The following is a 26,490-nucleotide window of genomic DNA, read 5'->3' on the forward strand; positions in this document are numbered from 1 at the left end:
ACTTATTTTTGAAGTCTTACAAATCCTTGTGCTTTGCGGTTAAAATCGTTGGAAATAAAAGGCTTTAAATCTTTTGCTGACAAGACCCATGTGGTGCTTGATAATCCGATTACCGGTATCGTAGGGCCGAACGGCTGTGGTAAATCGAATATCATAGACGCTATCCGCTGGGTAATTGGCGAGCATAAGATCAAGGCACTGCGCTCAGATAATCTTGAAGATCTCATCTTCAATGGCTCGCGTTCGCGTAATGCGTCGGGCATGGCCGAGGTATCGCTCACTTTTGAAAACACCAGAAATCTGCTTCCTACCGAATTTACAACGGTGACAATCACCCGTAAATTTTATAAAAGCGGAGAAAGTGAATACCGGTTGAATGATGTGACCTGCCGCCTGAAAGACATTCACAATCTTTTCCTTGATACCGGCGTATCCAATGATTCCTATGCAATCATCGAACTGGGTATGGTGGATGATATAATCAAAGATAAAGACGGATCGCGGCGGCGCATGCTGGAGCAGGCCGCGGGTATTTCCATTTATAAAACAAGAAAGAAAGAAGCGAAGCAAAAACTGGAACTGACGGAACAGGACATTGCCCGCATCGAAGATCTTTTGTTTGAAATTGCAAACAATCTGCGCACGTTGGAAAATCAGGCGAAGAAAGCAGAGCGCTATTTTCAGATCAAAGAGGAATATAAAGAAATCAGCATTGAACTGGCAAAGGCTTCACTTGAAGATTTCAATGAACAATATAAATCGCTTAATGAGCAACACGAGCATGAAGTAGACCGGAAGTTACAATTGGAAGCTATTGTAGCAACTGGTGAAGCGGCTATTGAACATGATAAAACTAGTCTGATTGGCCGGGAACAAGAGTTGAGCGGATTACAAAAGCAGTTTAACGAACTCGTCAACCGGATACGTCAGATAGAAGGCGATAAAAAACTTGCCGCTCAAAGACTCGATCATCTGAAAGAACGAGAAATAAATCTGAACGAATTTCTGGCCGGAGCGGGTACGCAACAGGAGCAGCTTGAAGAATCGATTTCGTTTGCCGACCGGCAGATTGGTGATGAAAATGATGCGTTACAAGAATTGAATGATCAATTGCAGACGCTGCGTGACATGGCTGACGAAAAGCGAGAAGCATTTGATGCCGGGAAACTAGCGTTAGAAAATCTGCGTTCCGAACATCAGCAACGCCAGCGAACACAATTTGACGCAGAGAAAAAGGTAGCGGTAGCAGATACCTCTGTAATGAATTTGCAACGTGGCATGCATCAGATTCAGGAAGAAAAGGCACAGCGTAATGCACAGATTGCAACGCTCATAAATGAACGAACGGAAACGGAGGACGAACTACAGCATAAACAGGACGAACTGCAAGACCTGGTAACGAGCCAGGAGGAAATTAAGGCAAAGATCCTGCAGAACCAGCAACAATTAGAAAATCTGCGTGCACAACTGGTAGAAGAAAACCGGAAATTGGATGCCCGCCGAAACGAACATGATCTGTTGAAATCGTTGGTGGAAAGCCTGGAAGGATATCCGGACAGCATCAAATTTTTAAAAAATAATGAAGACTGGCATGCAAATGCACAATTGCTTTCGGATGTTTTTGTAGTGCAGAATGAATATCGTACAGCGCTGGAAAACGTGCTGGATAGCTATCTCAATTATTACATCGTTGATAATATGCAAGAGGCAGTGCTTGCGGTGCGACTGCTGGACGAACATAAAAAAGGGAAAGCTCAGTTCTTTGTATTAAGCCATTTCAGTGGCTATGAGCCGCATACACACCCTGCGCCACAAGGAACTGTTCCCGCACTGAGTGTGATCTCGTTTGATGAAAAATATAAAGATCTTGCGCAGCATATATTGGGCAATGTGTACATAACGGAAGATGATCCTTCTTTTCTCCCGTTAGAAAATGGGAACGTCATTGTGGCACGCTCCGGAAAAATGGTGCGTGGTAAATACACGCTGGGCGGTGGTTCCATTGGTTTGTTTGAAGGCAATAAAATTGGTCGTGCGAAGAATCTGGAACGCCTTGCCGAAGATATAGATCAATTGACCCAGACGACGACTCGACTTAAAACGCTCATCGAAGAAACACAAACAAGGATTACTGGTTTTAATGAAACACTGCATGATCAGGCGATTGAGCAGACCAGGCAAGAAATCAACCGCCTGCAAAACCATATGGTCAATCTTGGTCATCGTGTGGAGAACTTCGAGCACTTGAATCAGACGGGTGATAAACGATTGCGTGATTTGCAGGATCAACTAGACCTTACACACGAAGATATCAGCGATGTGCGTCAGGAACTGGACGAGATAACGGAGCAACTGCAGTCACTGAAGCAACGTGAAACCAATGCACAGCATGAGTTTCAGGCAGTGGAGCAGGAGTTTAATATGGCGACGCAGCAGTACAATCAGCAAAACATACAGTATACACGTCAGCAGAGTAAGATTGAAAATCTAAAACAGGAATTAGGTTTTCGCCATAACCAACTTGCTGATTTAAAAAGGCAGATTGTAAGTAATCAGGAACAACTGCAGCAAACAACTGTTCAGCTTTCAGAAACAGAAGGCAAATTGCATGGCGGTGATACTGAGCTGTACGATTTATTGACGAAGAAAGAAAAAGATGAAGCCGAACTGAATGAGAAAGATCGTTTGTTTTACGAATTCAGAAATTCGGTAACAGCGGCGGAAGGTCAACTCAATCAAAAGCGTCGTGAAAAAGAACAGGCCGAAGTAATTCTGAACAGTATCAAAGACAAGCTCAATGATATGAAACTTCGTCTGACAGGTATGAAAGAACGTTTGAGCGTTGAGTTTAAGGTAAACCTAGACGATATTCTCGACGATCCGCGTATTACGCAAATGACCGTTGATGAGCTGGTCACAGAAGCCGAACGCATTAAAAAGCGACTGGAAAATATGGGTGAAGTAAACCCGACGGCAATTGAAGCATATACGGAAATGAAAGCGCGGCATGATTTTATCGTAGAGCAGAAAGATGATCTGGTAAGTGCCAAAGAATCATTGCTCAAAACGATAGAAGAGGTAGAAAATACTGCGAACCTGAAATTTCGTGAAACATTTGATGCTGTACGGGAAAATTTTATCCAGGTATTTAAAGCTTTGTTTACCGAAGAAGACACTTGCGATCTGCGACTGACTGATCCGGATAATATTGCGGATAGCGGCATTGAGATTTATGCACAGCCGAAAGGAAAGCGTCCGAGTACGTTGACACAGCTTTCCGGCGGAGAAAAGACATTGACTTCAACGGCATTTCTCTTCGCGATTTATCTTATCAAACCAGCCCCATTCTGTATTCTAGATGAAGTAGACGCACCGCTTGATGATGCAAACGTCGGGAAATTTACGCAGATGATCCGCAAGTTTTCAGATAACTCACAATTCATCATTGTTACGCACAACAAGCAAACAATGGCTGCTGTGGACGTAATTTATGGTGTGACCATGCAGGAAGCCGGTGTGAGCAAATTAGTGCCGGTAGATTTCAGAAGCCTGAATTAATCACTGATTTGGAAGTCAAAAAAGTAATGCATTGACTTCCAAATTAGCTAAGTCGAGATATCAGTGATCAGATGTCATCGGTCATAACGTCAGATGTTAAACATCAGATGTTTTTTTGAATTCCTTATCAAAATCCTCGACTCTTGCATTTTCCGGAATTTTTTTACGGTCCAGCAAAGCCGCAATTTCTTTGTGATAGAAAACAAGGATACCCGCAATTATTATTTTGATCACCTGATAAGGGACGGTAAAGCTGTCGTTGCCGCCGATACCCATTTTGGTGCGTTGGTAGGCTTGATAAAGCGTTCTGCCAAACAAAGGAAGGGTATCGACGAGTAGAAATATGCCTGCTGTCATTACCACAACGTCTACAATACTTTTTTGATCAATCAGTACGGTAAATTTTTCCTCCTTAAAGCCCTGATCCAATTTGAATTTGTCAATGATAATTTCGGGCTTTGCAACAGTAAACCAAAAACAAGCGCAGCTGATCACCACCGATATCATTGCAATAAAAACGGCTATTAATGGCGAATCGTCGGGGCCGAACCTCATTGAAAATACCTGAAGCGCCTGTACAATGGCGAGGAAAATATCTTTGAGCAGAAACAATCCGATTATACGGAGAATAATAATAAATAAGCTTCTTGGGGTCATGTGGTAGTTTTTAATTCCGCCAAATATAACAGAATAGGTAAATTTATGTAAGTCCTTGTTGGAATGATTTTTCTTTCACCATTTCAAAAAACAAATCATGTCACTATTCAAGAAAATAAAACAAGCTTACCATCTGTATAAAGAAATAGATATGGATGCTCTGGGTAAATTATCGGAAAAAGTGGATTTACCGGAGGTGATGAAAGCTTTCGGAAAAATGGATGAAAAGCAGTTGCACGGCCTGATGAAAATGATTGGGCATGATGGTAAACATAAAGAGTTGCCGCCCATTAATGCAGATTTCTATCAGGTTTCGGAATTATTAACTGATGATGAGCGGACATTGCAACTGAAAGTGCGTGCTTTTATGGAGAAAGAAGTAAAACCAATTATTAACGAATACTGGCTGCGTGCTGAATTTCCGCATGAGTTGATCCCTAAACTTGCTGCGTTAAATATTTGTGGTGTTACCTATAAAGGCTATGGTTGTCCGGGTTTGTCAAATGTGATGGAAGGTGCGCTGGCAATGGAAATGGCGCGTATCGATTCTTCGATTGCCACTTTTTTCGGCGTGCAAAGCGGGTTGGCAATGGGTTCTATCTACTTGCTGGGGTCAGAAGACCAAAAACAGGAATGGTTGCCTAAAATGCAGCAGATGCAATTGATAGGCGCGTTCGGTCTTACAGAGCCCGAAGTGGGCTCGGCTGTGGCGGGTGGTCTTACAACTACAGCTAAAAGAAATGGCGACAGCTGGACGCTGAATGGACAGAAAAAATGGATCGGGAATTCAACATTTGCCGATGTAATCATTATCTGGGCGCGGGATGTGGACGATGATAATGTAAAAGGATTTTTGGTTCGCAGAGGAACACCAGGGATTGAAGTAGAGAAGATGGAAGATAAGATGGCGCTGCGTGTGGTGCAGAATGGGTTAATCACCCTGAAAGATTGCGTTGTTCAGGAGCACGACCGGTTGCAAAATGCCAATAGTTTTAAAGATACGGCGAAAGTGCTCCGCATGACGCGTGCCGGCGTTGCGTGGGAAGCTGTAGGCTGTGCACGTGGTGCGTATGAAAGTGCGCTGGCTTATACGCGTGAAAGAAAGCAATTTGGGAAACCGATTGCTTCGTTTCAGCTGATACAAAATCATCTGGTAGAAATGCTTTCCAATCTAACCGCTATGCAAACGATGGTTTTTCGTCTGTCGCAATTGCAGGATGAAAATAAGCTAACCGATGAGCATGCATCTTTAGCCAAAGTGTTTTGTACGCTGCGTACCCGAGATATTGTAAGTCGGGCGCGGGAGGTTATGGGCGGGAATGGCATCTTGCTTCAGTACGATGTAGCGCGTTTTGTTGCGGATGCGGAAGCTATTTATTCTTACGAAGGAACCAAGGAGATTAATTCATTGATTGTAGGCAGAGCGATTACGGGATTTAGTGCGTTTGTTTAGAAAGTCAAAAATCAAAAACCAAAAGTGAGTGGGGCGTTATGAGCGGGTCAAACATGAAACGTCAGACGTCTATATATTATTACACAACTTTGCGTCGCTGCCTTTGTGAGAAACACTTGTTTATTATGGGCTTCGTGTTTGCGCCTCTTATGTGTCTTTGCGGGAAAAAACACTCGCGGAGCGCCATTATCGCATTAATTTCCCGTAGATAAGCATCAATACACACAGTATCACGACCACCAATATTAACACGTAAGGTTTTATTTTTTCCCATTCTGCTTGTTTTTGCTGTTCTGCTGTCAGCTTTTTGATTTCGGCAAGCAATATGATATCTGATGCAGCGAGCGTATTGAGTCGCGCAATAATCTCCGGTATGTAATCATAGCGAAGTGACTTCATGCTTTTCAGTAATTCCCCTACAATATTTCTATTCAGCTCCTGATGATTTGCCCGTTCCAGTATGGCCATATCATCATTAGAAAGTATCAGTAAGATATAATCGCGTAATGCGGCGTGACTCATTCTGTAAATATCCACTGTAGTCATGTGTTTACTCAGACTGAGACATTGCTGGTAGATCCATTCGGGCGTTACAGACGCCGGTTGTTTCGTCATGGAATATCCGGCCAGCCAGCGTTCTTCATCGTAAGCAACCCGACGGTGTGCGTTGGATAGTACATGATAAGCTTCCTGTATTTCCCTGAAAAAACCTTCGGTGTATTGGTTGTGTGTGTTTTTATCCGGATGATATTGGTGTGCAAGTGCGCGATATGCTTTTTTTATTTCCTGCAAACTGGCATTGGGTGGGACGGCCAGCGTTTTATAATGGTCTTTGAATGGCATCATTGGCAGAAATAGACTGTGAAATTACAGCTTTTAAGTTATTGGAAGGTAATCAGGACCTGCGAAAAATGGCATGGTATTTGGTATACGAAGGCAAAGGTTAATGGATGAATATTGGATATAAAAAGGAGTTTTTTGTTTCACTTGCGATATGCTTTTTTACAACCGATGCGCATCAGCTTTTCGGGCAAAATATGGTAGACACGGTGAAGATGTTGAACGGTGAGAATCGGGTAGGTAAGGTGCTCGATCAGAATAATGAACAGATAAGGTTTATTTACAGGAACGAAACATTGGTTTACACTATTGATAAATTTTCTATAAACAAAATAGTCTTTGGCAGCGGACGCGTGGAAATGATGAACAATGGGTCTTCTATATCTACTGCCACAGCGATGCCCGGTAATGTTGCTATATTGCCGTTCACGTTTTATGATAAATCGCTTGCGCCTGCAACTGCTATGACTTTTCAGAATGAAATGCAAAACGAAGCTTTCGTTTTCTTGTCTGACAATGACGGTGCTTTTCATTTCCTCAATCCAGATACAACCAATATAACACTTGCCCGGAGTGGCATTGATCAGAACACAATCAAGAGACATACTTACTCAGATTTATGCAGGATACTGGGCGTACGGTACGTGCTGATTGGTGGTGTGCATATTAGTGCCGCTGATAAGAATGAATCGAATGAGGTTGCTACGGCGCAGGTCAATAGGGAGTATAAAAATGAAATGGAGGTAACAATTTATTCGGCAGACAACACGCAGATTTATACCGACCGTCATACTGCGATGCTCAGAAATGAAGAATCCTATAAAGATGCTTTGCGTTATATACTGAAACGTTGTCCTGTGTATAATAAAAAATAGTTGTTATGGTCTGGCTGTAAATGACTATAGATTAGCGGTAATTTAAACTTGTAGATGTTCATTAATTTATAAGAAAATATTTTTTAGTTCGGGGAGTGGAAATCTGCCCGTATTTACATACTTTTATTCCCAATAATGGCCAATAGAGCCATTTTCCCCTCATTACATCAGAAACACAGAAAGAGAGCACTGTATTTCACGAGAGCAATTGCACAGTTTAAAAATTATTGAAACCAGCGAAGCAAAATACCGTCCGGTATACCGGTAAGGGTATATAATGTTTTGTGGGTTATGCATATAAAAGATCTTTGCTTTGAATGATTACTCCCAAGAGATAGTAATCTACCTCCCCACGAATGCCGCATTGGCATTAATTCCACAATCATCTAAAAGCAAACTCCCCCCAGCGATCGGTTCTCCGGTCGCTTTTTTTATGTCCGGAAACGATATAAATTTTAAGATGTACCTTTGGCGCCTACAAAACATACCTTTGGCACATAATCCGAAATACACGACTGATCTGGCTTTCCTTGCAAAAACGGCTGTTGAAAAAGAAGAAGAGAATGAACATTTCCGTCTTTTTCTGAAACATGAAGATGGTCGTAAAGTTGATGGTATTGCACACCGGGTTTACGAAGAAGTGAATGCCGGAGTGGATTGCACGCTTTGCGGTAATTGCTGCAAAACACTGGTGGTTAATATTACCAACGACGAGATTAAAGATTTGTCTGCATTCCTGGAACAACCGGAACCACAGGTACGGGAAAAATATATTGAAGAAAGCCTTGCCGGCAATTGTTTTATCAATTCGATTCCATGCCATTTTCTTGATGGTACCAAATGCAGCATTTATACACATCGTTTTACAGAATGCCGCGATTTTCCGCATTTACATAAGCCGGGATTCAGCGAACGTTTTCTGGGAACGTTATTACATTACGGCAGTTGCCCGATTATCTATAACGTGGTGGAAGAAGTAAAAAAGGAATTGGGATTTATTATTATCGGGTAGAGACGTTGCATGCAACGTCTCTACGAGACATCATTAATTACCAGCCATAATTGACTCCATTGTTTTTTCTACTGATTCCAGTTTTTGGAAACCTTGTGCCAGTAAATAATATTGATCGGCATAATGCAATACGGTGCAGGGGAAGCCTTCGATACCCGCTGCTTTTACCCATTGGAAATCCTGTTGCGTGCCATATTTCGCATCTTCTGAGTTCATTGATTCGATGAATTCATCCGCATTAAGACCGAATGCTGTTGCCAACTCGCGGTAAGTGTTTTCATCATTAAAGCTTTTGCCCTCGATGAAATGTTTTAGTTGCAGTGCGTGTGCAAAGTCCACCATTTTATCAGGCTGCATTTGTCCGAATGCATAGATTGCGCGACAAGGTGGTTCTGAGTTGTTGATATCTGAGCCGTCGCGGAGAAAATCGAGGTAAGGTTCGCCGAATTTAGCGCCGGAAAAATCTTCTACACGTTTATAAGCGCCGAGAATATAATTAGCCATGTTGGAAACCGGACCGATGCGCTCGCCGGTGATCATGCCACCTACGATCACGCGAAAATCAAAATCAGCAGCGTATTTCTGCTCCATTTCCTGCATCACATTGCTGAATCCATAACACCAGCCGCAGAGTGGGTCCATTACATATAAAACGGTTCCTTTTTTCATGCTGCAAAATTAACTGTAAATGAAAATATTTCAGATAAAATGCGTTTATCGCTGTATTGATTTGCTGGTAACCAACGATTCTTTAACGTAGAACATTATGATGCCCAATACAATGATGCCTAAAGCGAGCGCAATAAAGATTGTTTCGCTCATGGTAAGAATGTAGAGCCAGATAATAATGGAGATAATTGCAGGAATCGGGAACAATGGCATTTTAAATGGTCGTTCGTCGCCGGGTTTTGTATAGTGCCAGCGGATCACACCGACAGCCTGCGATACGAACTGAATCAGAATGCGCATCGTTACAATTGCAGAAATGACTTCACCCAAACGGAACAGCAGGCTGAAAATAAAAGCGAGTCCGCCGAGCGCCAGTAATGATACATGCGGAAATTTTAACCGTGGATGTACCTTGCCGAATACAGGGAAGAAATCGCCCTTAAGCGCGGCTGCATACGGCACGCGCGAGTAGCCGAGTATTACAGCGAATAGTGATGCCAGCGCGATGCATAGAATCAGAAATGTGGCAACCTGAGCCACAGTGTGATTATATACCGTTTCAAAAAACAGGCTGATTACGAAATCGGAATGTGCGAGTTGCTGCCAGGGAACAACGCCAAGGATCACGGTTTGCATGCCAAGATACAAGATGGCAATACCGGTGATGGATAAAAATATAGCGCGTGGTATATTCTTCGATGGATTTTTAATTTCTCCTCCGAGATGACAAACATTATAATAACCCAGGTAAGAATAAACAGCTTTTAGCGAAGCCTGACCTAAAGCAGCAAAGAACAGTTTGGAACAATCGAATGACCAGTAGCTGCGATCGAAAACCTGGCTGGTATTAAATTTGGGTGCTCCGGAGAAAATAATCCAGAGCATGGTGCCAATGGTGATCGCTGAAAGTACGATCGATATTTTTCCGATGCTTTTAATATCACGGTAAAGCAGGGCAACGAGGACTATTACTAATGCACCACTTACCATTTTCTTCTGAATCGGGTCTAGCGGAATGAGGTAAGAGAAATACTGGGAGAAACCAATTGCGCCGCTGGCCACCACTAACGGGGCCTGAATACTGGTTTGCCAGACAAAAAGAAAAGCCATTAACCGGCCGGCATTACCACCAAATAATTTCTGCAGGAACACATAACTGCCACCGGCTTCAGGCCATTTTGCGCCCATCTCGGCCCAGACCATTCCATCCATGTATGCGAGAAATGCGCCAATCACCCAGGCTATCAGACTCGCAGGACCGGCCATCAGACTTACCATTCCGGAGATGATAATAAACGGCCCGATGCCCACCATATCGATCATGTTGATAGCGGTAGCTTGCGGTAATGACAGGCCTCGTTGTAATTGGTGCTCGTTTTGCATCAGATAAAAGTCAGACCAAAGGTTAAAACTCGGCAGCTAAAATGCAAATAAGGAATCAATATAGGGCAATGGTCAATGGTGAATGGTCAATAGTCAAACGTCAAACCTCAAACCTCAAACTTGAAACGTCAAACTTGAAACCTTTCTGTGGTTCTTGACCTTTCATGTTGGCAGTTTCACCACTATTCACCATTCACCATTAGATGAATTTATTATCTCTCGCCGTTTTTATTGCATCTGCTTTAGAATGCACGTCGAGCTTGTGGTAGATATTTTTGATGTGGCTTTTTACGGTCTCGAGGTCGATGAATAATTCTTCGGCAATGCGTTTGCGACTTTTGCCGGTTGATATTTGTTCCAGAATTTCCGTTTCACGGCGAGTTAGCGGAGAAGCTTCATTGCGCTGAAACGAATGAATGACCATACGGGCAATGTGTGCGCTCATAGGTCCGCCGCCTTCCATTACTTCATGGATGGCACTGATGATCTTTTCCGGTGGTGTGTTTTTGGTAAGATACCCGGAAGCGCCATTGCCCAGCGCGCGGAAAATCAGCGTATCCTGTTCATAAACTGTAAGGATCAGAATATATGTTTCCGGCAAAGCCTTTTTCAGTTTCGGTAAACCGTCGATGCCTGAAACTCCCGGAAGTTCTACATCGAGCAGTAATACATCCGGATCATCTTTGTCAATTTTTTTCAGCGCGTCCTCTACAGATGCATAAGTGCTCACCACCGTATAACCCGGCGTATGGCCGATCAGGTAAGCATAGCCTTCACGGATGGTCTCATCATCTTCTATAATGCTGACACGTATGTTTAAATCGCGAGTCATCTTTTTTTGTTTTTGGTGATTTTTAAATCTGCAAAGTTGCGAAAGCGTAAAATTGCGTAGAAAGCGACTTTACAAAGAACAGCTTCACAAATTTGCAACCGATATAAAGTTAAAATTTTCTTCCCGTGCGATTATCACTTCATGGAAGGGATTTTGAAACTCAATGAGATAATAGTGCCGCGTTCTTTCGCAGCGTCAATGTAAAGACGGCCGTGAATACGTTCGGCCCGCATCTGCATGTTGTTGATACCGTGACCTTTCTTTGCGGTCATAATGTCAAAACCTTTACCGTTGTCTTTGAAAACGATCTGCAGCACATCTTTCTGCTTAATAGCCGCATCAAGTGAGACTTCTGTAGCGCCGGAATATTTCAGCGAGTTATTCATCGCCTCTTTGAAGATCATAATCAGATTCCGGCTTACGTCCATTGGCAAGCGGAAGTTGCGCCAGCGTTCGTCAGTGCCGGTAAATGTAAAGTTGACTTCCGTATCCTGATATAATTCGCCGCCGAAATCACGCAGGCGGTGAATGATTTCGTAGAGATTATCGTTAGAAGGTTTGAGTGACCAGAGAATATCGCGTGTGCCGCTGTAAAGCTGTGCTGTATTGTCTTGTATCTGATCAATGATTCGTTTTGAATCCGGATTGATATCGCCGATTTTCGTTTTCAGGACATTGGTCAATACATTGATGCGCGTTAGTTTATTGCCCACTTCATCATGGAAGTCTTCCGCTGTGCGCTGACGCACTTTTGCCTGTTCTTCACGACGTAGTTTTTCCACCATCAGCAACCGGTTTTGTTTTCTTTTGTTGGCGATGTATTGCATGATTACACCTAACAAAATACAGGCTGCGAGTATCAGCAGGCGAAACAGATTTGTTTTTTGGAACGGCGTGATAATGACGAAAGGATAGGTTAATTCTTTCATCGTGCCATCGTCCGTAGTGCATTGCACACGAAATGTATAATTGCCCGGTGGCAGCGCTGAATAGGTTACTGCATTAGTTGCAGCCCAGTCAGACCACGGTGCTTCCAATCCATCAATGCGATAGCGGTAACGCAATTGGCCGGCACCGCTCAGCGATACTGCCTGAAATACAAATGTGATATTGTTTTTCTGATACGGCAATTCAAGATGATAAGGAACGCCATACCAGCTATCCGTGCTGTCATACCAGTTTTGATTGGTAATGTTTTCTCCGAATATTTTTACCGATTGCATTACAATGCTGATCGGGTGAGCCGTTACCATTTTCGACTTTGGCTGATAATGGAGTGCTCCGTTCGTCGTGCCAAACCAGATACTGCCATCTGTCATTTTAAAAACAGCGTTATGGTTGCTTTCCATGCCATTCACGCCTTGCTCACGGCCGAAGAAATAGATAACCGGCGAGCCGTTGCTGAAGCTGATTTTATGAATACCAAAACCGGTGCCAGCCCATACATTCCCTTCGTTGTCGGTTACCAGATTGTAGATAAAATCAGAATGCAGTCCGTTGCTTTTGTTGTAAGTGTTGTAAACATGCGTTTTCAGATCGTAGCAAATAAGGCCATTGTCGCTGGTTCCGATCCAAAGCTGACTGCCGCGCATGGTGAAACACTGGGCTACAGAGCTGTCGGGTGCCGCGCGGGTAATAAAAGGATTTACCACGCCTTCGCTAAAAAGTTTTAGTCCTTCATTGGTGGCGATGAGTATACTATCTGCTCCGATTTGTATGAATGCTTCTACAGAGTTGCCCTTGAGCGGTACTTTCCGGAAGGTGTCTTTGTATAGATAGACTGCGCCATTTGCAAAGCCGATGAATAATTTTCCTGTGGTATCGGTATACATGCAGGAAACGAAATTGGATGGAAATGAGCGTGCCGGAGCAGTATATGATTTGAATCCGCGATAATCATAGCGCCAGGCGCCGTATCCTTTTGATCCGATCCAGAGTTCATTGCCGTTGCGTACTGCCAGTGCAGTGATCAATGGTGTGAGGCCGCCGGGAACGATAATCTTTCCGCTTTGTCCATTTGCGTAAGCGTATAAACCTGCATCATAAGTGCCGAGATACAGCATGCCATTGCGTGTTGCAGCAATGCTCATGATCTGTGCGCTGGGCAGACCAACGCTTTCATCTAAGCCTGTGAACAAAGAACCCGAAAACCGGAACAGGCCTTGACCGTCGGAAGCCAGCCAGACGTTTCCTTCTTCATCCGAAAAAATGTCGTCGAAGCCGTTGTCACTTAAACCGTTCTTTTTATTGTAAATCTGTATGGATGTGTCATTAGTTCGGATAACGCCGCTGGCGGTACCAAACCAGAGATTGTGCTGGTTGTCTTCAGTCGCTGATGTGACAATGGGTAAATTTTCAAGCACATGAGCCGAAATATCAGGACGGACAATTGAATCAGGGCGAAGCTGCAGTATACCCGCGTTTGTCAGCAATAAAGTGCCATGCGTTTTAGTAGATCTGAATTTGTAAATGGCGAGGCGCGCGTTATTGGCCAATGCCGGAACGCTCAGGCTGTCCCATTTACGGTTTTTGTAATGAAGCAATGCACCACGTGTCAGCGCAACCCAGAGCCCATCCTGATCGGTGTAGATAGATGAAACCATTGAATCACGTACAGGAATGGGCATTTCATGCACCTGATTTTTCAGAATATAGCAAAGCCGTCCGCTGCCCGCACACCAGACTGTATCCGTTTTTGTCATCCGGATATTATAGAGACCTTTCGGCATCAGATGCGTGGTGGATATATTCTGAAAATGGGCGCCGTCAAAAATGGAAATGCCGCTCATGGTTCCTACCCAGATGCGGTTGCTACTGTCTTTGGTGAGTGTGGTGACTACGTTGGCGATAAGTCCGTCGCGCACGGTGTAGTTTACAAACATACTGCCGTCATACCGTGAAATGCCGCCGAGTGTGCCTACCCAGAGGTGTCCCATCTTATCCTGAGTCATGCAGGTAACCTGCGATTGCACCAGTCCGTCTTCGATATTGAGATTGTAAAACGGAACGCGCTGGGCATTCGCAGAAAATATCCCTGCAAGGCCAAACAGCATGCAGATAAAGTACCTGAAACCTGAGGATAGTGATATGTTCTTGCGTGCCGTCATATATGTAGTGAAGTTAAAATATTTGTCCGTTTGTTTCAGTCGTGATTCTTTTAAAGTTTCCGGTGAGGTCTTAATGTGAAATTACTTTATTCTCTGGGCAATATCTGTAATCTCGTTTCTAAATTCCCCCGTTTTATACCCCGGTATTTCTGGTGTTTTCAAACATATCCCCCCGGCCGGGTGAACCTGTTGCAATATCATGCCGATACTTTTGTTGACGAATCATTTCCTATGAAAGTTGTTGCTGCTTTCTTTTGTTTTTTTCTTTGCCTGCAAAGTACGTTTGCCCGCCAGTCCGCAAGCGGTGTAGAAGGTAGTGTGACCGATAATAAAGGTGCCGCTTTGGTAGGTGTGACGATTGCACTGCTGAATGCCAATGACCATAAACTGGTAAAAGCGGATGTCACCAATGACAAAGGATTTTACCGGATCGAATTCAGCACAGCCGGCGATTATATAGTCCAGGCAAGCTTTCTGGGTTTTAATACCTACACATCCGACAAAATAAAGTTCAGCGGTCATGATAAAATAACGCTGCCTGTTATAACACTTTCGGAGCAGTCAACGACCCTCGGTGATGTAACGGTAAAGGCAAGCAAACCGTTGATAGAAGTGCAGGCCGATAAACTGGTGGTAAATGTGGAGAACAGTATTGTCAATACGGGTTCATCCGCGTTAGAAGTTTTATCCCGGTCGCCCGGCGTAAGTGTTGATCAGAATGATAACATCAGTCTGAAAGGCAAGCAAGGTGTGACCATAATGATGGATGGCAAACTGGTGCCCATTTCGGGGGAAGATCTTGCCAACATGCTCCGCGGCATGTCTGCCAGCTCTATCGAAAAAATCGAACTGATCTCCAATCCATCGGCGCGCTATGATGCGGCTGGAACGGGCGGTATCATTAATATCATCACGAAGAAAAATAAGAAAGACGGTTTTAACGGAAGTGTGAATGCCAATTATGGACAGGGCATATATCCCAAAGCGGGTGCAGGTTTTAACCTCAATTACCGGAATAAAAAACTCAACGTTTATTCGAGTTATAATTATGCTTATCGTAAAAACTCGAATGAGCTTCAACTTGACCGGCGGTTTTATCAGGATGGTGTATTCAGCACCGCGTATAAACAACATAACTATATCACTTTTCCTTTACAGAATCATACGGCCAGCCTTGGCGCTGATTATAGCATTAGTCCCAAAACCAGTGTGGGCGCATCTTTTACCGGTAGTGTCAATCCGTATTCACCAACAGGATCGGCCTATACTCATGTTGTAGATGCGGCAGATATAACACAATCCCGTTTCTCTACTTACAATACTCAAGACAACAGATTACATAACTATGCCGTAAATGCAAATATTCGTCACAAGTTTGACAGCACCGGTACCGAACTCAGTGTAGACGCCGATTACGCCCGGTATTGGAATAGTAATACACAAGATTATACCACGCAATATTATCTCGCAGATGGAAGTACAGATCCTGTATTAAATCCTTATTTGCTGCATGGCGATCTTTCTGGTCTTACGCAGATTCGCGCGTTAAAGGCTGATTTTACACATAATTTCAAAAACGGAATTCATTTTGAAGCAGGCGGCAAAAGCAGCTATGTGACAGCAGATAATCAGTCTGCATTTTATGACCAGAGCAATGGCGGGAATGTGTTTGATTCGTCCAAAAGCAATCATTTTATCTACGATGAAAATATTAATGCCGCTTACGTGAACGGAAGTAAAGAATGGAAAAAATGGAGCACGCAGATCGGACTGAGACTGGAGCAAACAAATATCGAAGGAGATCAAAAAGTAAATAACACCAGCTTTGACAAGCATTATACACAGCTATTTCCAAGCATTTCAGTGCACAGGCACATCAATGAGATTAATGATCTGGGGCTGACGTTAAGCAGACGTATTGAGCGCCCGGACTATAGCCAGCTTAATCCGTTTAAATTCTATCTCGATCCGACTTCATACAGAGAGGGTAATCCGTATCTCAATCCAGCTTTGACTTACGCCGTAGAATTGTCGCATACGTACAAAAACAAGTTCATCACCACGCTCTCGTTCAGTCGCACGACAAATGTGATTACGGAGGTAATTCAGCCTGTTGACAGTATTAATCACGTATCGCAGATTACGGATAAAAATCTTGCCAGTATGAGCTTTGTGGGACTTAGTGGCGCTTATCCGATACAGGTGTTCAAATGGTGGAACAGTACCAACAGCATTAATCTTTATTATGCTTTTTACGAAGGAAATCTTGCGAATACACCGTTGAAGAATGGCAAACCGGCATTTGAATTGAACTCTGTGAATAGCTTTATACTTCCGCGTGACTGGTCGCTGGAGGGAAGCCTTTATTATCAATCCGCGCAGGTCTATGGCTATATGAATTTAAAGCCGATCTGGATGTTGAATGCCGGCGTGCAAAAGAATATTTTATCGAAACAGGCCACGATAAAATTAAGCATCACCGATATTTTCAGACATGGCAGTCCATCCGGTACCAATGTCTATTCCAATTATTATGAAGCCTTCGTTGTAAAACGCGATACACGCGTTGCTACCATATCATTTGTTTATCGTTTCGGTCGTAAAAATCTGTCTCCCGTACGCCGCCGCAGTAGCGGTGCAGAAGACGAGATCCGGCGTGCCGGCAGCGGTGGTTAAGACGGTATTTAATCTCGCTTTTTTGTTTTTTTGTTCCCCCGGTGTGCTCCTGCATTAACCAAATGAGCCGGGGGATTTTTTATGTCTCTTCGCGGCGTGCTTCATGCTTTTTTCATAGTTTACAGGCTCTATTAGGTGTGTATGGCCAAAATATTAGTAGTAGAAGATGAACCAAAAGTAGCAGCGCTGATTAATCGTGGCCTTTCCGAAAGTGGCTATGAGATCAGTATCGCGCCGGACGGTGAAACAGGTCGTCAGATGATTTTTCAGCACGAGTATGATTTGTTGATCCTGGATGTAATGTTGCCCGGTATTAATGGAATAGAACTGTGCCGTATGGTAAGAAAGGCCGGATTAAAACTGCCAGTTCTAATGTTGACAGCTCTTGGCACTACTGAAAATATTATTGCCGGGTTGGACAATGGAGCAGACGATTATCTCGTGAAACCATTTAAGTTTTCAGAGCTGGAAGCCAGGATACGTGCGTTGTTGCGTCGTACCGGCGGAAGTGATGCCGGTGACGCAGAAAAGCTTTCGCTTGCCGATCTTGAAATGGATATGACAGCTCGTATTGTAAAAAGACAAGGTAAGGAGATAGTGCTTACCGCTACAGAATATCGCCTGCTTGAGTGTTTTCTGCGCAACAAAGGGCGCGTGCTTTCACGTATGGAGTTGCTTGAAAAAGTCTGGGGCGTAGAATTTAACATGGCGACAAATGTGGTGGACGTTTATGTGAATTATCTCCGTAAGAAAATTGATAAAGATTACGATCCGAAACTGCTGCATACCGTTACAGGTATGGGTTATATTTTAAAAGAAGGGTAGATGACCATTCAGATAAAAACGACTGTATTGTTTACGGTACTCACTGCGGGATTTATCTTTCTGGTGAGCATGGTCGTATACTTTTTTTCCAGCAAATTTGCGTTTCAGGATTTTTACAAACGCCTTGAGATACGCGCCCATATTGTGGCCAGTGCATTGCTGGAGAATGATAAAACCAATACCGCAGTTTATGAGGCCATTCGCGAGCAATATCTTGAAAAGCTAAACCAGGAGAAAGAATATTTGCTGCCGGTGAAAAATGGCGTAGTTGATCAAAAAGCTGCAGATAGCATGGGCATCAATCCTTCGTTTTTAAAGAAAATTATTTCGCTGCATGAGGCAAATTATAACCAGCATGGCCTTTATTATTCTGGTGTATTGCATGCAAATAATAACGGTAACTACATTGTCGTGATTTCTGCAAGAAACGATTATGGCGATGAGGTATTGCGAAACCTTCGTCAGATCTTGCTTGCGTGCGGCGTGGTTTCCACGTTGATCGTTTTTACAATTGGCCTGTTTTTTTCGAAGGCCATTTTTCTACCCATCAGAAATATTATTTCCCGCGTAAAAGAAATCAGTATCGGAAGTCTGCATCTGCGGTTGCCAGAGCAGAAAGAACACGATGAAATAGCAGTGTTGACACGAACATTTAATGATCTGCTTTCCAGACTGGAAGCAGCTTTTGATATTCAGAAGAACTTTGTGAGTAATGCTTCTCATGAATTACGCACGCCGTTGACGGCAATTATTGGCGAAGCTGACCTTGCTTTGTATAAAGAACGTAATCCGGCCGAGTACAAAGCAAGTCTGGAAGTAATTCTCCATGAAGCGGAGATTTTACAAAACCTTACCAACAATCTACTCACGCTTGCACAAACCGACAGCGCTGCTGCTTCGCTGCAAATGGAGCCTGTGCGCTTAGATGAAGTGCTGAATGATATTAAGCTGATGGTTTCTAAAATGCATCCTGAATATCAGTTAACGCTTACGATGCCTGATGTACACGGTTATATGGACGCACCTTATGCCAATGGTAACTATGCGCTGCTTCGTCTGGCGATCAGTAACGTAGTGCTCAATGCTTTTAAATACTCCGGAAAGCCCGTATCGATATTATTACAGACCGAAAATAAAAAGCATACCATTTCCATTTCAGATGAAGGTATCGGCATTCCTGAAGAGGAATTGAAATATATTTTCGTGCCATTTTTCCGCGCATCAAATATCGGAACAATCGAAGGTCACGGTATAGGTTTGCCGCTTACGTTTAATATTGTCCGTTTTCATGAAGGCGAAATCAAAGTACAATCTGCCGTCGGCGTAGGAACAAAGGTTGCCATTGTGCTGCCGGTTTGCAGGCCTTATAATTAGGCCCCCTCTAGCTCCTCCGAAGGAGGAGGACTTTCAGCGCGAATATGCCGTCCAAATTTCGCGAGCCCTTCCTTACAAACGTGATGAATTGTACGCAACGACGTATTAACCTTTCAACGTATTAACTTATTAACGAGCCTTCGGCTCTAATCATTTTCTAATAAAGCTCTAATCCACTTTTAATTTCCCGCTTAGGCCGTTCTAATACCATTAAAGGAGCTTTGTCCTATCAAACTATTCAAGGCACAAACACCTTTATTATGGAAAATGTTTTGATACCCACTGATTTTACATTGGCTTCGCTGCGGCCCATTGCGCTGTTGGCGGAAGCTTTGCCTGACAGGGAATTCGCGGTCACATTATTTCATCCGTTCCGCATGCCCTCAGATATCAGGAGCTTATTGTTTCTGCAAAAGAGCATACCTGTATCACAAATATTCGGCGACGAATTGCGTGCCGAATGCAGACGCTTAAAACAGCAATACGGCCAAACGATCGCCAGCATTAATTTCAAGCCGTTGTACGGTACTACAAAAGCGACAATGAGCTTGTTTATTGAAGGCAACGAAATAGATATCCTGCTTTATGATGACCGGTATACTTATATAATACCACATCAATACAGTGAAAAAATTGCAGACTGTATCAAGCTTGTGACAGTTCAAATACTTGCTGCAAGCCAGTTGCGGAAGAAGAAAGTACCCGCACCATCTGTTTTATTGTTCAAAGAATTAACTGTTTAACTATGCTACTGAAGAAAAATATTCCTTTCAAATACGTTTTCGGGAAAGTAAAGTACGAGATACTCGTTGTTTTCCTTTACGGGACGACGATTGCATTGCTCTATGAAAACTACCACGATATCCGCATTTCCATACCAATTGCCGTGCCTACAGTATTGGGGACCGTGTTGTCATTGTTGCTCGGTTTTCGGTCCAACCAGGCTTACGACCGCTGGTGGGAAGCGCGGCATATCTGGGGCGCTATCGTCAATGACGGACGTACGTTGACGCGTCAGTTGTTGGGCTTCGTAAAGAGCAGCTATGATGGCGACGGTGCACAGCAACTCTGCGATAGAATGGTGCGTCGGCAAATAGCTTGGAACTATGCGCTGGCGCAACATCTTCGCGGACAAAGTAATCCACGTGAATTGAGAAAATACATTAGTGCAGAAGAGTATGAATACGTTACCAGTTATACAGTCGTGCCTTCGGGCTTGTTGGAAATGCAGTCGCAGGATCTTACAAAAGCTCTGGATGAAGGCTGGATCAATACCTTTCAACAGGTGGAGATAGACCGCACGCTCAGCCGTCTCTGCGATTCGATGGGGAAGTGTGAACGCATCAAGAATACAGTGTTTCCGGCTACGTACAGCTTGTATATTCACTTTACACTGTTGTTGTTTATCGGGTTGCTGCCGTTCAGTCTGATCGATTATTTCGGTTATGTGGAAATCTTAATTACCGTAGCAATTGCGGTTAGTTTTTCGCTGATTGAAAAAATGGCGATCCATCTGCAAGACCCATTTGAAAACAAGCCGACCGATACGCCAATGACCACCATATCCCGCAACATAGAAAGAGATCTGTTCCAAATGCTTCGTGAGAAGAGCATTCCGGAATACAAAAAGGAAGATGCATTTTATGTGATGTAATGTAGAGACGTAGCATGCTGCGTCTCTACAAAACCACCTGTTTTTTGGCTGATTTTCGAACTCTGGGTGGAAATGAAAGAAGGTTGGCAATTGCCAACCTTTCTTTTTGTTTTTTACTGGCGTGAGTGTTCTGTAGGGTCACTCGTGTCTGTCAATTTCACCAGATTGTATCTGGTGCTTAGAAAACATCAGACGTTTATTTGCCCATCCACTGCATTGCATTTTCAAACAGCAGTTTATTCTTCAGCTCTTGTGAATAATTCATGCTTTCAATCAGCTTGCCCGGATGATGTTCACCCAATGGAAACGGATAATCGCTACCCATACAAATCTTATCCTGACCAATTACATCCACAACATAATCCAGTGTCTTCGGATCGTGCACCAGGGCGTCAATCCAGAATTTGCCGAGATAGTTACGAGGATTCACATCGTTGTCAATTGCAACCAAATCAGGGCGCACATTGAAGCCATGTTCAATACGGCCGATCGTAAACGGAAACGAACCGCCACCATGAGCAAAAGCTACACGCAGTTTCGGATATTTTTCAAATACACCGCCAAAAATCATAGAAGCAATAGCACGCGCTGTTTCAGCAGGCATGCCTACCAGCCATGGCAGCCAGTATTTCATCATGTCCTTTTCGCCCATCATCTCCCATGGATGCACAAAAATACAGCAGTCCAGTTCTTCCGCAGCTTTCCAGAACGGATCGAAATAAGGATCACTCAGGTTTTTACCATTGATGTTAGAACCGATTTCCAGACCAGGCATTTTCAGTTCTTTCACACAACGCTCCATTTCCTTAATCGCCATGTCGATATCCTGCAAAGGCACTGTGCCCACAGCTATAAAGCGCTCGGGATGCAGATCTACGCATTGCGCCATGTGGTCGTTAAAGAAGCGGGAAGTTTCCTGGCCGTGTTCTGGTTTTGCCCAGTAGTTAAACAAAACAGGAATTGTAGAAAGCACTTGTACACCTACTTCCGTCATGTCCATCTCTTTCATGCGCACACCCGGATCCCAGCAGTTTTGTTCTACTTCACGGAAAACTTTATCACCCTTAATCATTCGCGCACAACCCGGACAATGATGCTCCAGATGAATAAATTCACCATAGCCAAACTTCTTGAACCAATCCGGAATATGCTCCGGCATGATGTGTGTGTGGATGTCTATCTTTTTATAATTCAAAATTCAAAAGTTAAAAGTCAAAAAATAATACTCGCGTCATTGCGAGGTACGAAGCAGGCTGCAGGTTATTATTGATGAGTTATGATGTATCAGTTTCGTCCAGCGAAGTCGACGCAGACTCGCGTTTGTCATGCTGAGCGTAGTCGAAGCATTGCGCGCGGCCCACATTACACTGTCATGTCGACGGAAGGAGACATGACAGTGTAATCACATAAGCACTCACAACTGACAACTCACTACTCACCAACTGCCTCATAAATCATCGCCGCACCTTGTCCAACACCGATACACATTGTCGCCAGACCGTATTTAGCATTGCGACGCTTCATTTCGTGCAGCAGCGTAGCAGAGATACGCGCGCCGCTACAACCCAATGGGTGACCCAGCGCAATCGCACCACCATTTACATTCACCTTCGCACTTTCCAGACCGAGGTCACGCATACAGGCAATGCTTTGCGAAGCAAACGCTTCATTCAGTTCTACCAGATCAATATCACCAATCTCCAGACCTGCGCGTTTCAGCGCTTTCAATGTAGCAGGCACTGGTCCCACACCCATGATCGATGGATCAACACCGGCAATCGCCATTGATTTGATCTTTGCGATCGGCTTCAAACCATATTTTTTTACCGCTTCTTCAGAAGCCAGCAATAACGCAGCCGCACCATCGTTGATACCACTAGAGTTACCCGCAGTTACCGTACCGTCTTTTATGAAAGCAGGTTTCAGTTCGCCCAGTTTTTCAAGCGGAGACTGACGCGGATGTTCATCTACTGCAAATTCTTTTGTTTTTCCTTTGCCAAGATCAACAGTGTAAGGAACAATCTCATCATTGAATTTTCCCGAAGCCGCTGCTGCTGCGTATTTCTCCTGACTTGCGTAGGCAAACTGGTCTTGCTCGTCGCGGGTAATGTTCCATTGTTTGGCTACGTTTTCAGCCGTTTCGCCCATGGTATAAGGATGGTAGAGCGCGCTCAGTTTTTTATTGATAAAGCGCCAGCCCATCGTTGTGTCAAACATTTCACTGCTGCGACCGAAAGGCGTTTCGCTTTTACCCATTACGAAAGGCGCCCGTGTCATGCTTTCTACGCCGCCGGCGATATAAATTTCACCGTCACCGCACATAATGGCACGGCTGGCATCCATGATTGCCTGAAGGCCGGAAGCACAAAGACGGTTGACTGTATTGCCGCCCACTGTAACTGGCAAGCCCGCCAGCAAAAGCGCCATACGTGCTACGTCGCGATTGTCTTCACCAGCCTGGTTGGCAGCACCTGCTATTACATCTTCAATTGCATTTACATCTACGTTCGGATTGCGTGCAACCAGTGATTTAATAACATGAGCCAGCAGATCATCAGGACGTACAGTAGCTAAAGTGCCTCCATATTTCCCGATTGGGGTACGTACTGCGTCAATAACATAAACGGTATTCATAAAATGAAAATGGTGACCAATCAGCTTGCAGGCTGATCGACCGATTTTTTAGTAAGATTAGATTTTGCTGTCGTAATAATTGTATTCAATATACTGCTGATCGTTTGCAATTGATCAAGCAGTCGATCGTTGGCAGGCAGATGTTCTGAAGCGTGGCACACTTCCATATAAAACTCCAGTTGTTCTGCTTCTTTAGCAGCCACCTTCAGCTTATGGATAAAGTCTGCCTTGCCTTCTGCACTATGTGCTGCGCGAATATTCGCACCCAGCGCTAGTCCCGTACTGAGTATCTGATTGGAGAAAGTCCATTTTCGCTGGGTGTCCAGCTGCGCACAAAAATCAACAACTGAGATCGCCAGCTCAAAACTGAGCTGTAAAATCAGGTTGTCTTTTTTCTTCTGTTCTTGCAATGCGTATTAATTAAAAATTCAAAAGTCAAAATTCAAAAAAGCTGAAAGCCTAAGGCTCAAAGCTGAAAGCTTGCTCGTGCTTTCTTGCACTTGTCATGCTGAGCGGAGTTGAAACATTACTCACGTTTGTTATTTACTCGCATTTGTCATCCCGACAAAGGAGGGATCTCGCGAAATAAGTGTTTGTTACTCCTGTTTGTCAAGGTGACACTCATTTTCTATAATTTGTTTACCACAACAATCGCTACTCGCGTTTGGGATTCTTGCTAGATGAGGTCTGTCAGGCTGAGCGGAGTCGAAGCCCACTCGCGCTGATCATTGACCATTGACCATTCACCATTCACCATTCGCTAAGCGAGTGCTTGCGCCAAATCCGCAATGATGTCTTCCACATTTTCTATACCTACACTCAATCGGATCAAACCATCAGTAATGCCAAACTCAATGCGTTTCTCACGTGGTACGCCTACGTGTGTTGTAGAGGCAGGGTGTGAAAGCAAAGTATCACAAGTGCCAAGAGAAACCGCATTAGTGCACATTTTCAGCTTGTTCATAAACCGAACCCCAGCGTCAAATCCGCCTTTCAGTTCAAAGCTCATCATAGCACCTGCATGTTTCATTTGTTTTTTACAAAGCTCATGATCAGGATGTGAAGTAAGTCCCAGATAGTTTACCAGCGCTACTGCTTCATGATTGCTCAGAAGCTCCGCTACTTTTTGTGCATTGCTGCAATGACGTTCCATACGGAGACTGAAGCTGCGCAATCCATTAGTGAGCAGGAAAGCCTCAAATGCATTGCTGTTGCCGCCCAGTAAGCGATGTGTTTTGGTAACGATGGTATTCATTTTCTCCAGATCACGACCAATCACAATGCCGCCAACCGCTGTGCCGTGTCCATTGAGGAACTTAGTAGTGGAATGCATTACAAAGTCAACATCGTAACGGAACGGTTGTTGTAAATAAGGCGTTGCAAAAGTATTGTCTACACAAACGATGAGCCCGTGTTCTTTGGCCAGAGCAGAAAGCACTTCAAGGTCCACACATTTCAACGTCGGGTTTGCCGGCGTTTCCATGTACATCATCTTAATGGCTTTATCTGCCTGAATGGCTTTGGCAACTGTATTGATATCTTTGAAATCCACGATTACAGCTTCGATATCCAGACCCGGAAGAATTTTATCTGCCAGTTCTTGTGTGCCACCGTAAAGGGATGGATGTGTAATGATTTTATCACCTGCTTTCAGGTTAGATAACAGCATTGTTGTAATCGCCGCCATACCGGATGCGTGCAGGATCGCTTTTAATTGCAATTGGCTGCCATCTGCGTTTTGCAAACCATAAGCCTCCATCATCGCGATTCTTTCTTCCGCTTCATTGATGGTCGGATTACCGAAGCGGCCATAGATATAGCCTGGTTCTTCGTTTTTGAAAACAGCAATTGCCTGTTCGGCACTGTCAAATGTATAAGTGCTGGAAGCGTAGATCGGAGTGAGGTGCGCTCTGTTATTTTCAGGCTTGTGACCGCCGTGTATGCACAGCGTATCAAATCCCATATTGTTTTCTACAGACATCGTATCATCGTTCGTTTAGCGGCGTAAAGTTACGAGATACCCCTGAAAATGGCCAGTAAGAAGTTGACCGGTCTAGTAGTATTGGCGGTAATCACCCCATTTTTTCAGACTCAGATATACTCGGAAGGTAAACATGACCTGTAATAGCTTTCCTTGCAGCAGCAGATCTGTGCTAGCTTTAGGAGTAGTAGCGGTATACGCAATAGGATTTTCGAATATATTCATTGGCGTATAGGTAAACTGCAGGTTGATACTGGAAGGAACATACGCGTAAAATTCCCAGTCAACACCGCCACCGGCCAATACTACCCAACGTGAGTTGAGTACATCTTTAGTGGTTGTTACCGAAATATCGCTGTTGTTGTTTTGCTGTGTTGCATTGCCCCAGTTACTGTAAAATCCGCCGCCGAGCTGTATAAATGGAATGATGGCGGATTTTTCATTCAACTCCATTCTTGGACCGGAACCGGCCATAAAACGCAGATTGAACTGGTTGAGAAAATTGCCGCTTTTGTTTTCATCTGGAACAGGAAACTGAATGCGTGTAATTCCCACGCCAGCATCCATGAAAAAATCAAAACCGTTTTTTGCACCGTAACGTAGTCCCAGTACCGCTTGTGGACTTAATTGGAAAGGCCATTTGCTGTTATACTCCAAAACATTTTTATCAGGAAGGAATGCATCATAACCGATGCCGATACCGACATTCCCTAATAATTCCTGTGCCTGTGCCTGATTAAAGCAGCAAAAAATACAAAAGACAACAGGGGCGATTTTGGAAACGATTTTTCTCATAAACAGCGCTAAGTTCTACAAAAAAATTATTCGTTGCACTTTTTATATGTATGATGAAAAATGTAATACTAACTGGCGCAAGTGTTCCGAAGGATCACTTGTGTCGATAAAATTCAGCCCGATTGCATCGGGATACAAAAAAACTTTGCTATTCGACATGTTCGC

General features: G+C 43.9%; 20 protein-coding genes. 9 read left to right on the plus strand and 11 right to left on the minus strand.

Annotation, left to right across the window (positions count from 1 at the left end):
- The first annotated feature begins 33 nt into the window (after positions 1-33).
- Positions 34-3,558, plus strand: a complete 3,525-nt coding sequence (gene smc, locus DN068_RS09070) for a chromosome segregation protein SMC (protein ID WP_110998588.1) — start codon at positions 34-36, stop codon at positions 3,556-3,558.
- 96 nt (positions 3,559-3,654) lie between these two features.
- Here smc and DN068_RS09075 read toward each other — a convergent pair whose 3' ends face one another.
- Positions 3,655-4,215 (minus strand): hypothetical protein, encoded by a 561-nt coding sequence (locus DN068_RS09075; protein ID WP_110998589.1) that lies wholly within the window; start codon positions 4,213-4,215, stop codon positions 3,655-3,657.
- A gap of 97 nt (positions 4,216-4,312) precedes the next feature.
- On the opposite strand from DN068_RS09075, the gene DN068_RS09080 reads away from it, so the two are divergent.
- Entirely contained in the window at positions 4,313-5,668 is a 1,356-nt protein-coding gene (locus DN068_RS09080) for an acyl-CoA dehydrogenase family protein (RefSeq protein WP_207798884.1), read from the plus strand.
- 186 nt (positions 5,669-5,854) lie between these two features.
- Here the strand turns inward: DN068_RS09080 and DN068_RS09085 are convergent, their stop codons facing one another.
- Entirely contained in the window at positions 5,855-6,514 is a 660-nt protein-coding gene (locus DN068_RS09085) for a J domain-containing protein (RefSeq protein ID WP_110998591.1), read from the minus strand.
- A gap of 104 nt (positions 6,515-6,618) precedes the next feature.
- On the opposite strand from DN068_RS09085, the gene DN068_RS09090 reads away from it, so the two are divergent.
- Complete coding sequence (locus DN068_RS09090) at positions 6,619-7,383, plus strand: hypothetical protein (protein ID WP_110998592.1); 765 nt, start codon at positions 6,619-6,621, stop codon at positions 7,381-7,383.
- A 490-nt stretch (positions 7,384-7,873) separates the two neighbouring features.
- Positions 7,874-8,395, plus strand: coding sequence for a YkgJ family cysteine cluster protein (locus DN068_RS09095; RefSeq protein ID WP_165836335.1), 522 nt, complete (start codon positions 7,874-7,876; stop codon positions 8,393-8,395).
- A gap of 33 nt (positions 8,396-8,428) precedes the next feature.
- On the opposite strand, the gene DN068_RS09100 is transcribed toward DN068_RS09095, so the two are convergent.
- The 4 genes from DN068_RS09100 to DN068_RS09115 form a co-directional block, all read right to left on the minus strand.
- Positions 8,429-9,064 carry a DsbA family protein gene (locus DN068_RS09100; protein ID WP_110998594.1) on the minus strand — a complete coding sequence of 212 codons (636 nt, stop codon included), beginning with the start codon at positions 9,062-9,064 and terminating at the stop codon, positions 8,429-8,431.
- Positions 9,065-9,109: 45 nt separating this feature from the next.
- Positions 9,110-10,447, minus strand: a complete 1,338-nt coding sequence (locus DN068_RS09105; RefSeq protein ID WP_110998595.1) for an APC family permease — start codon at positions 10,445-10,447, stop codon at positions 9,110-9,112.
- Between the two features lie 199 nt (positions 10,448-10,646).
- Positions 10,647-11,279 carry a response regulator gene (locus DN068_RS09110; RefSeq protein ID WP_110998596.1) on the minus strand — a complete coding sequence of 211 codons (633 nt, stop codon included), beginning with the start codon at positions 11,277-11,279 and terminating at the stop codon, positions 10,647-10,649.
- Positions 11,280-11,413: 134 nt separating this feature from the next.
- On the minus strand, positions 11,414-14,386 hold the full coding sequence (locus tag DN068_RS09115) for a ligand-binding sensor domain-containing protein (RefSeq protein WP_110998597.1): 2,973 nt from the start codon (positions 14,384-14,386) through the stop codon (positions 11,414-11,416).
- Positions 14,387-14,617: 231 nt separating this feature from the next.
- On the opposite strand from DN068_RS09115, the gene DN068_RS09120 reads away from it, so the two are divergent.
- From DN068_RS09120 to DN068_RS09140, 5 genes are all read left to right on the plus strand, one after another.
- Positions 14,618-17,062, plus strand: a complete 2,445-nt coding sequence (locus DN068_RS09120; RefSeq protein WP_123985293.1) for a TonB dependent receptor — start codon at positions 14,618-14,620, stop codon at positions 17,060-17,062.
- A 141-nt stretch (positions 17,063-17,203) separates the two neighbouring features.
- Positions 17,204-17,887, plus strand: coding sequence for a response regulator transcription factor (locus tag DN068_RS09125; RefSeq protein ID WP_110998599.1), 684 nt, complete (start codon positions 17,204-17,206; stop codon positions 17,885-17,887).
- A complete protein-coding gene (locus DN068_RS09130) occupies positions 17,888-19,261 on the plus strand; it encodes a sensor histidine kinase (RefSeq protein ID WP_110998600.1) in 1,374 nt (457 codons plus the stop codon).
- A 260-nt stretch (positions 19,262-19,521) separates the two neighbouring features.
- Positions 19,522-20,004, plus strand: a complete 483-nt coding sequence (locus DN068_RS09135) for a hypothetical protein (protein ID WP_110998601.1) — start codon at positions 19,522-19,524, stop codon at positions 20,002-20,004.
- 2 nt (positions 20,005-20,006) lie between these two features.
- Positions 20,007-20,915 carry a bestrophin family protein gene (locus tag DN068_RS09140; RefSeq protein WP_110998602.1) on the plus strand — a complete coding sequence of 303 codons (909 nt, stop codon included), beginning with the start codon at positions 20,007-20,009 and terminating at the stop codon, positions 20,913-20,915.
- Positions 20,916-21,111: 196 nt separating this feature from the next.
- Here DN068_RS09140 and DN068_RS09145 read toward each other — a convergent pair whose 3' ends face one another.
- From DN068_RS09145 to DN068_RS09165, 5 genes are all read right to left on the minus strand, one after another.
- On the minus strand, positions 21,112-22,110 hold the full coding sequence (locus DN068_RS09145) for an amidohydrolase family protein (protein ID WP_110998603.1): 999 nt from the start codon (positions 22,108-22,110) through the stop codon (positions 21,112-21,114).
- Positions 22,111-22,346: 236 nt separating this feature from the next.
- Complete coding sequence (locus DN068_RS09150; RefSeq protein WP_110998604.1) at positions 22,347-23,549, minus strand: acetyl-CoA C-acyltransferase; 1,203 nt, start codon at positions 23,547-23,549, stop codon at positions 22,347-22,349.
- A 20-nt stretch (positions 23,550-23,569) separates the two neighbouring features.
- Positions 23,570-23,959 (minus strand): four helix bundle protein, encoded by a 390-nt coding sequence (locus DN068_RS09155; RefSeq protein WP_110998605.1) that lies wholly within the window; start codon positions 23,957-23,959, stop codon positions 23,570-23,572.
- A gap of 350 nt (positions 23,960-24,309) precedes the next feature.
- On the minus strand, positions 24,310-25,530 hold the full coding sequence (locus DN068_RS09160) for a trans-sulfuration enzyme family protein (RefSeq protein WP_207798885.1): 1,221 nt from the start codon (positions 25,528-25,530) through the stop codon (positions 24,310-24,312).
- Between the two features lie 72 nt (positions 25,531-25,602).
- A complete protein-coding gene (locus DN068_RS09165; RefSeq protein WP_110998606.1) occupies positions 25,603-26,325 on the minus strand; it encodes a hypothetical protein in 723 nt (240 codons plus the stop codon).
- Positions 26,326-26,490 lie beyond the last annotated feature (165 nt).

The sequence above is a fragment of the Taibaiella soli genome (assembly GCF_003236175.1).
GTDB lineage: Bacteria > Bacteroidota > Bacteroidia > Chitinophagales > Chitinophagaceae > QKTW01.

Excerpts from the sequence above, each read along its gene's own strand:
- DN068_RS09135 (WP_110998601.1), top strand. The coding sequence starts at position 19,522 with ATGGAAAATGTTTTGATACCCACTGATTTTACATTGGCTTCGCTGCGG.
- DN068_RS09160 (WP_207798885.1), bottom strand. The coding sequence starts at position 25,530 with ATGTCTGTAGAAAACAATATGGGATTTGATACGCTGTGCATACACGGC.
- DN068_RS09150 (WP_110998604.1), bottom strand. The coding sequence starts at position 23,549 with ATGAATACCGTTTATGTTATTGACGCAGTACGTACCCCAATCGGGAAA.
- DN068_RS09125 (WP_110998599.1), top strand. The coding sequence starts at position 17,204 with ATGGCCAAAATATTAGTAGTAGAAGATGAACCAAAAGTAGCAGCGCTG.
- DN068_RS09090 (WP_110998592.1), top strand. The coding sequence starts at position 6,619 with ATGAATATTGGATATAAAAAGGAGTTTTTTGTTTCACTTGCGATATGC.
- DN068_RS09165 (WP_110998606.1), bottom strand. The coding sequence starts at position 26,325 with ATGAGAAAAATCGTTTCCAAAATCGCCCCTGTTGTCTTTTGTATTTTT.
- DN068_RS09085 (WP_110998591.1), bottom strand. The coding sequence starts at position 6,514 with ATGATGCCATTCAAAGACCATTATAAAACGCTGGCCGTCCCACCCAAT.
- DN068_RS09140 (WP_110998602.1), top strand. The coding sequence starts at position 20,007 with ATGCTACTGAAGAAAAATATTCCTTTCAAATACGTTTTCGGGAAAGTA.
- DN068_RS09110 (WP_110998596.1), bottom strand. The coding sequence starts at position 11,279 with ATGACTCGCGATTTAAACATACGTGTCAGCATTATAGAAGATGATGAG.
- DN068_RS09075 (WP_110998589.1), bottom strand. The coding sequence starts at position 4,215 with ATGACCCCAAGAAGCTTATTTATTATTATTCTCCGTATAATCGGATTG.
- DN068_RS09120 (WP_123985293.1), top strand. The coding sequence starts at position 14,618 with ATGAAAGTTGTTGCTGCTTTCTTTTGTTTTTTTCTTTGCCTGCAAAGT.
- DN068_RS09130 (WP_110998600.1), top strand. The coding sequence starts at position 17,888 with ATGACCATTCAGATAAAAACGACTGTATTGTTTACGGTACTCACTGCG.
- DN068_RS09100 (WP_110998594.1), bottom strand. The coding sequence starts at position 9,064 with ATGAAAAAAGGAACCGTTTTATATGTAATGGACCCACTCTGCGGCTGG.
- DN068_RS09105 (WP_110998595.1), bottom strand. The coding sequence starts at position 10,447 with ATGCAAAACGAGCACCAATTACAACGAGGCCTGTCATTACCGCAAGCT.
- DN068_RS09115 (WP_110998597.1), bottom strand. The coding sequence starts at position 14,386 with ATGACGGCACGCAAGAACATATCACTATCCTCAGGTTTCAGGTACTTT.
- DN068_RS09080 (WP_207798884.1), top strand. The coding sequence starts at position 4,313 with ATGTCACTATTCAAGAAAATAAAACAAGCTTACCATCTGTATAAAGAA.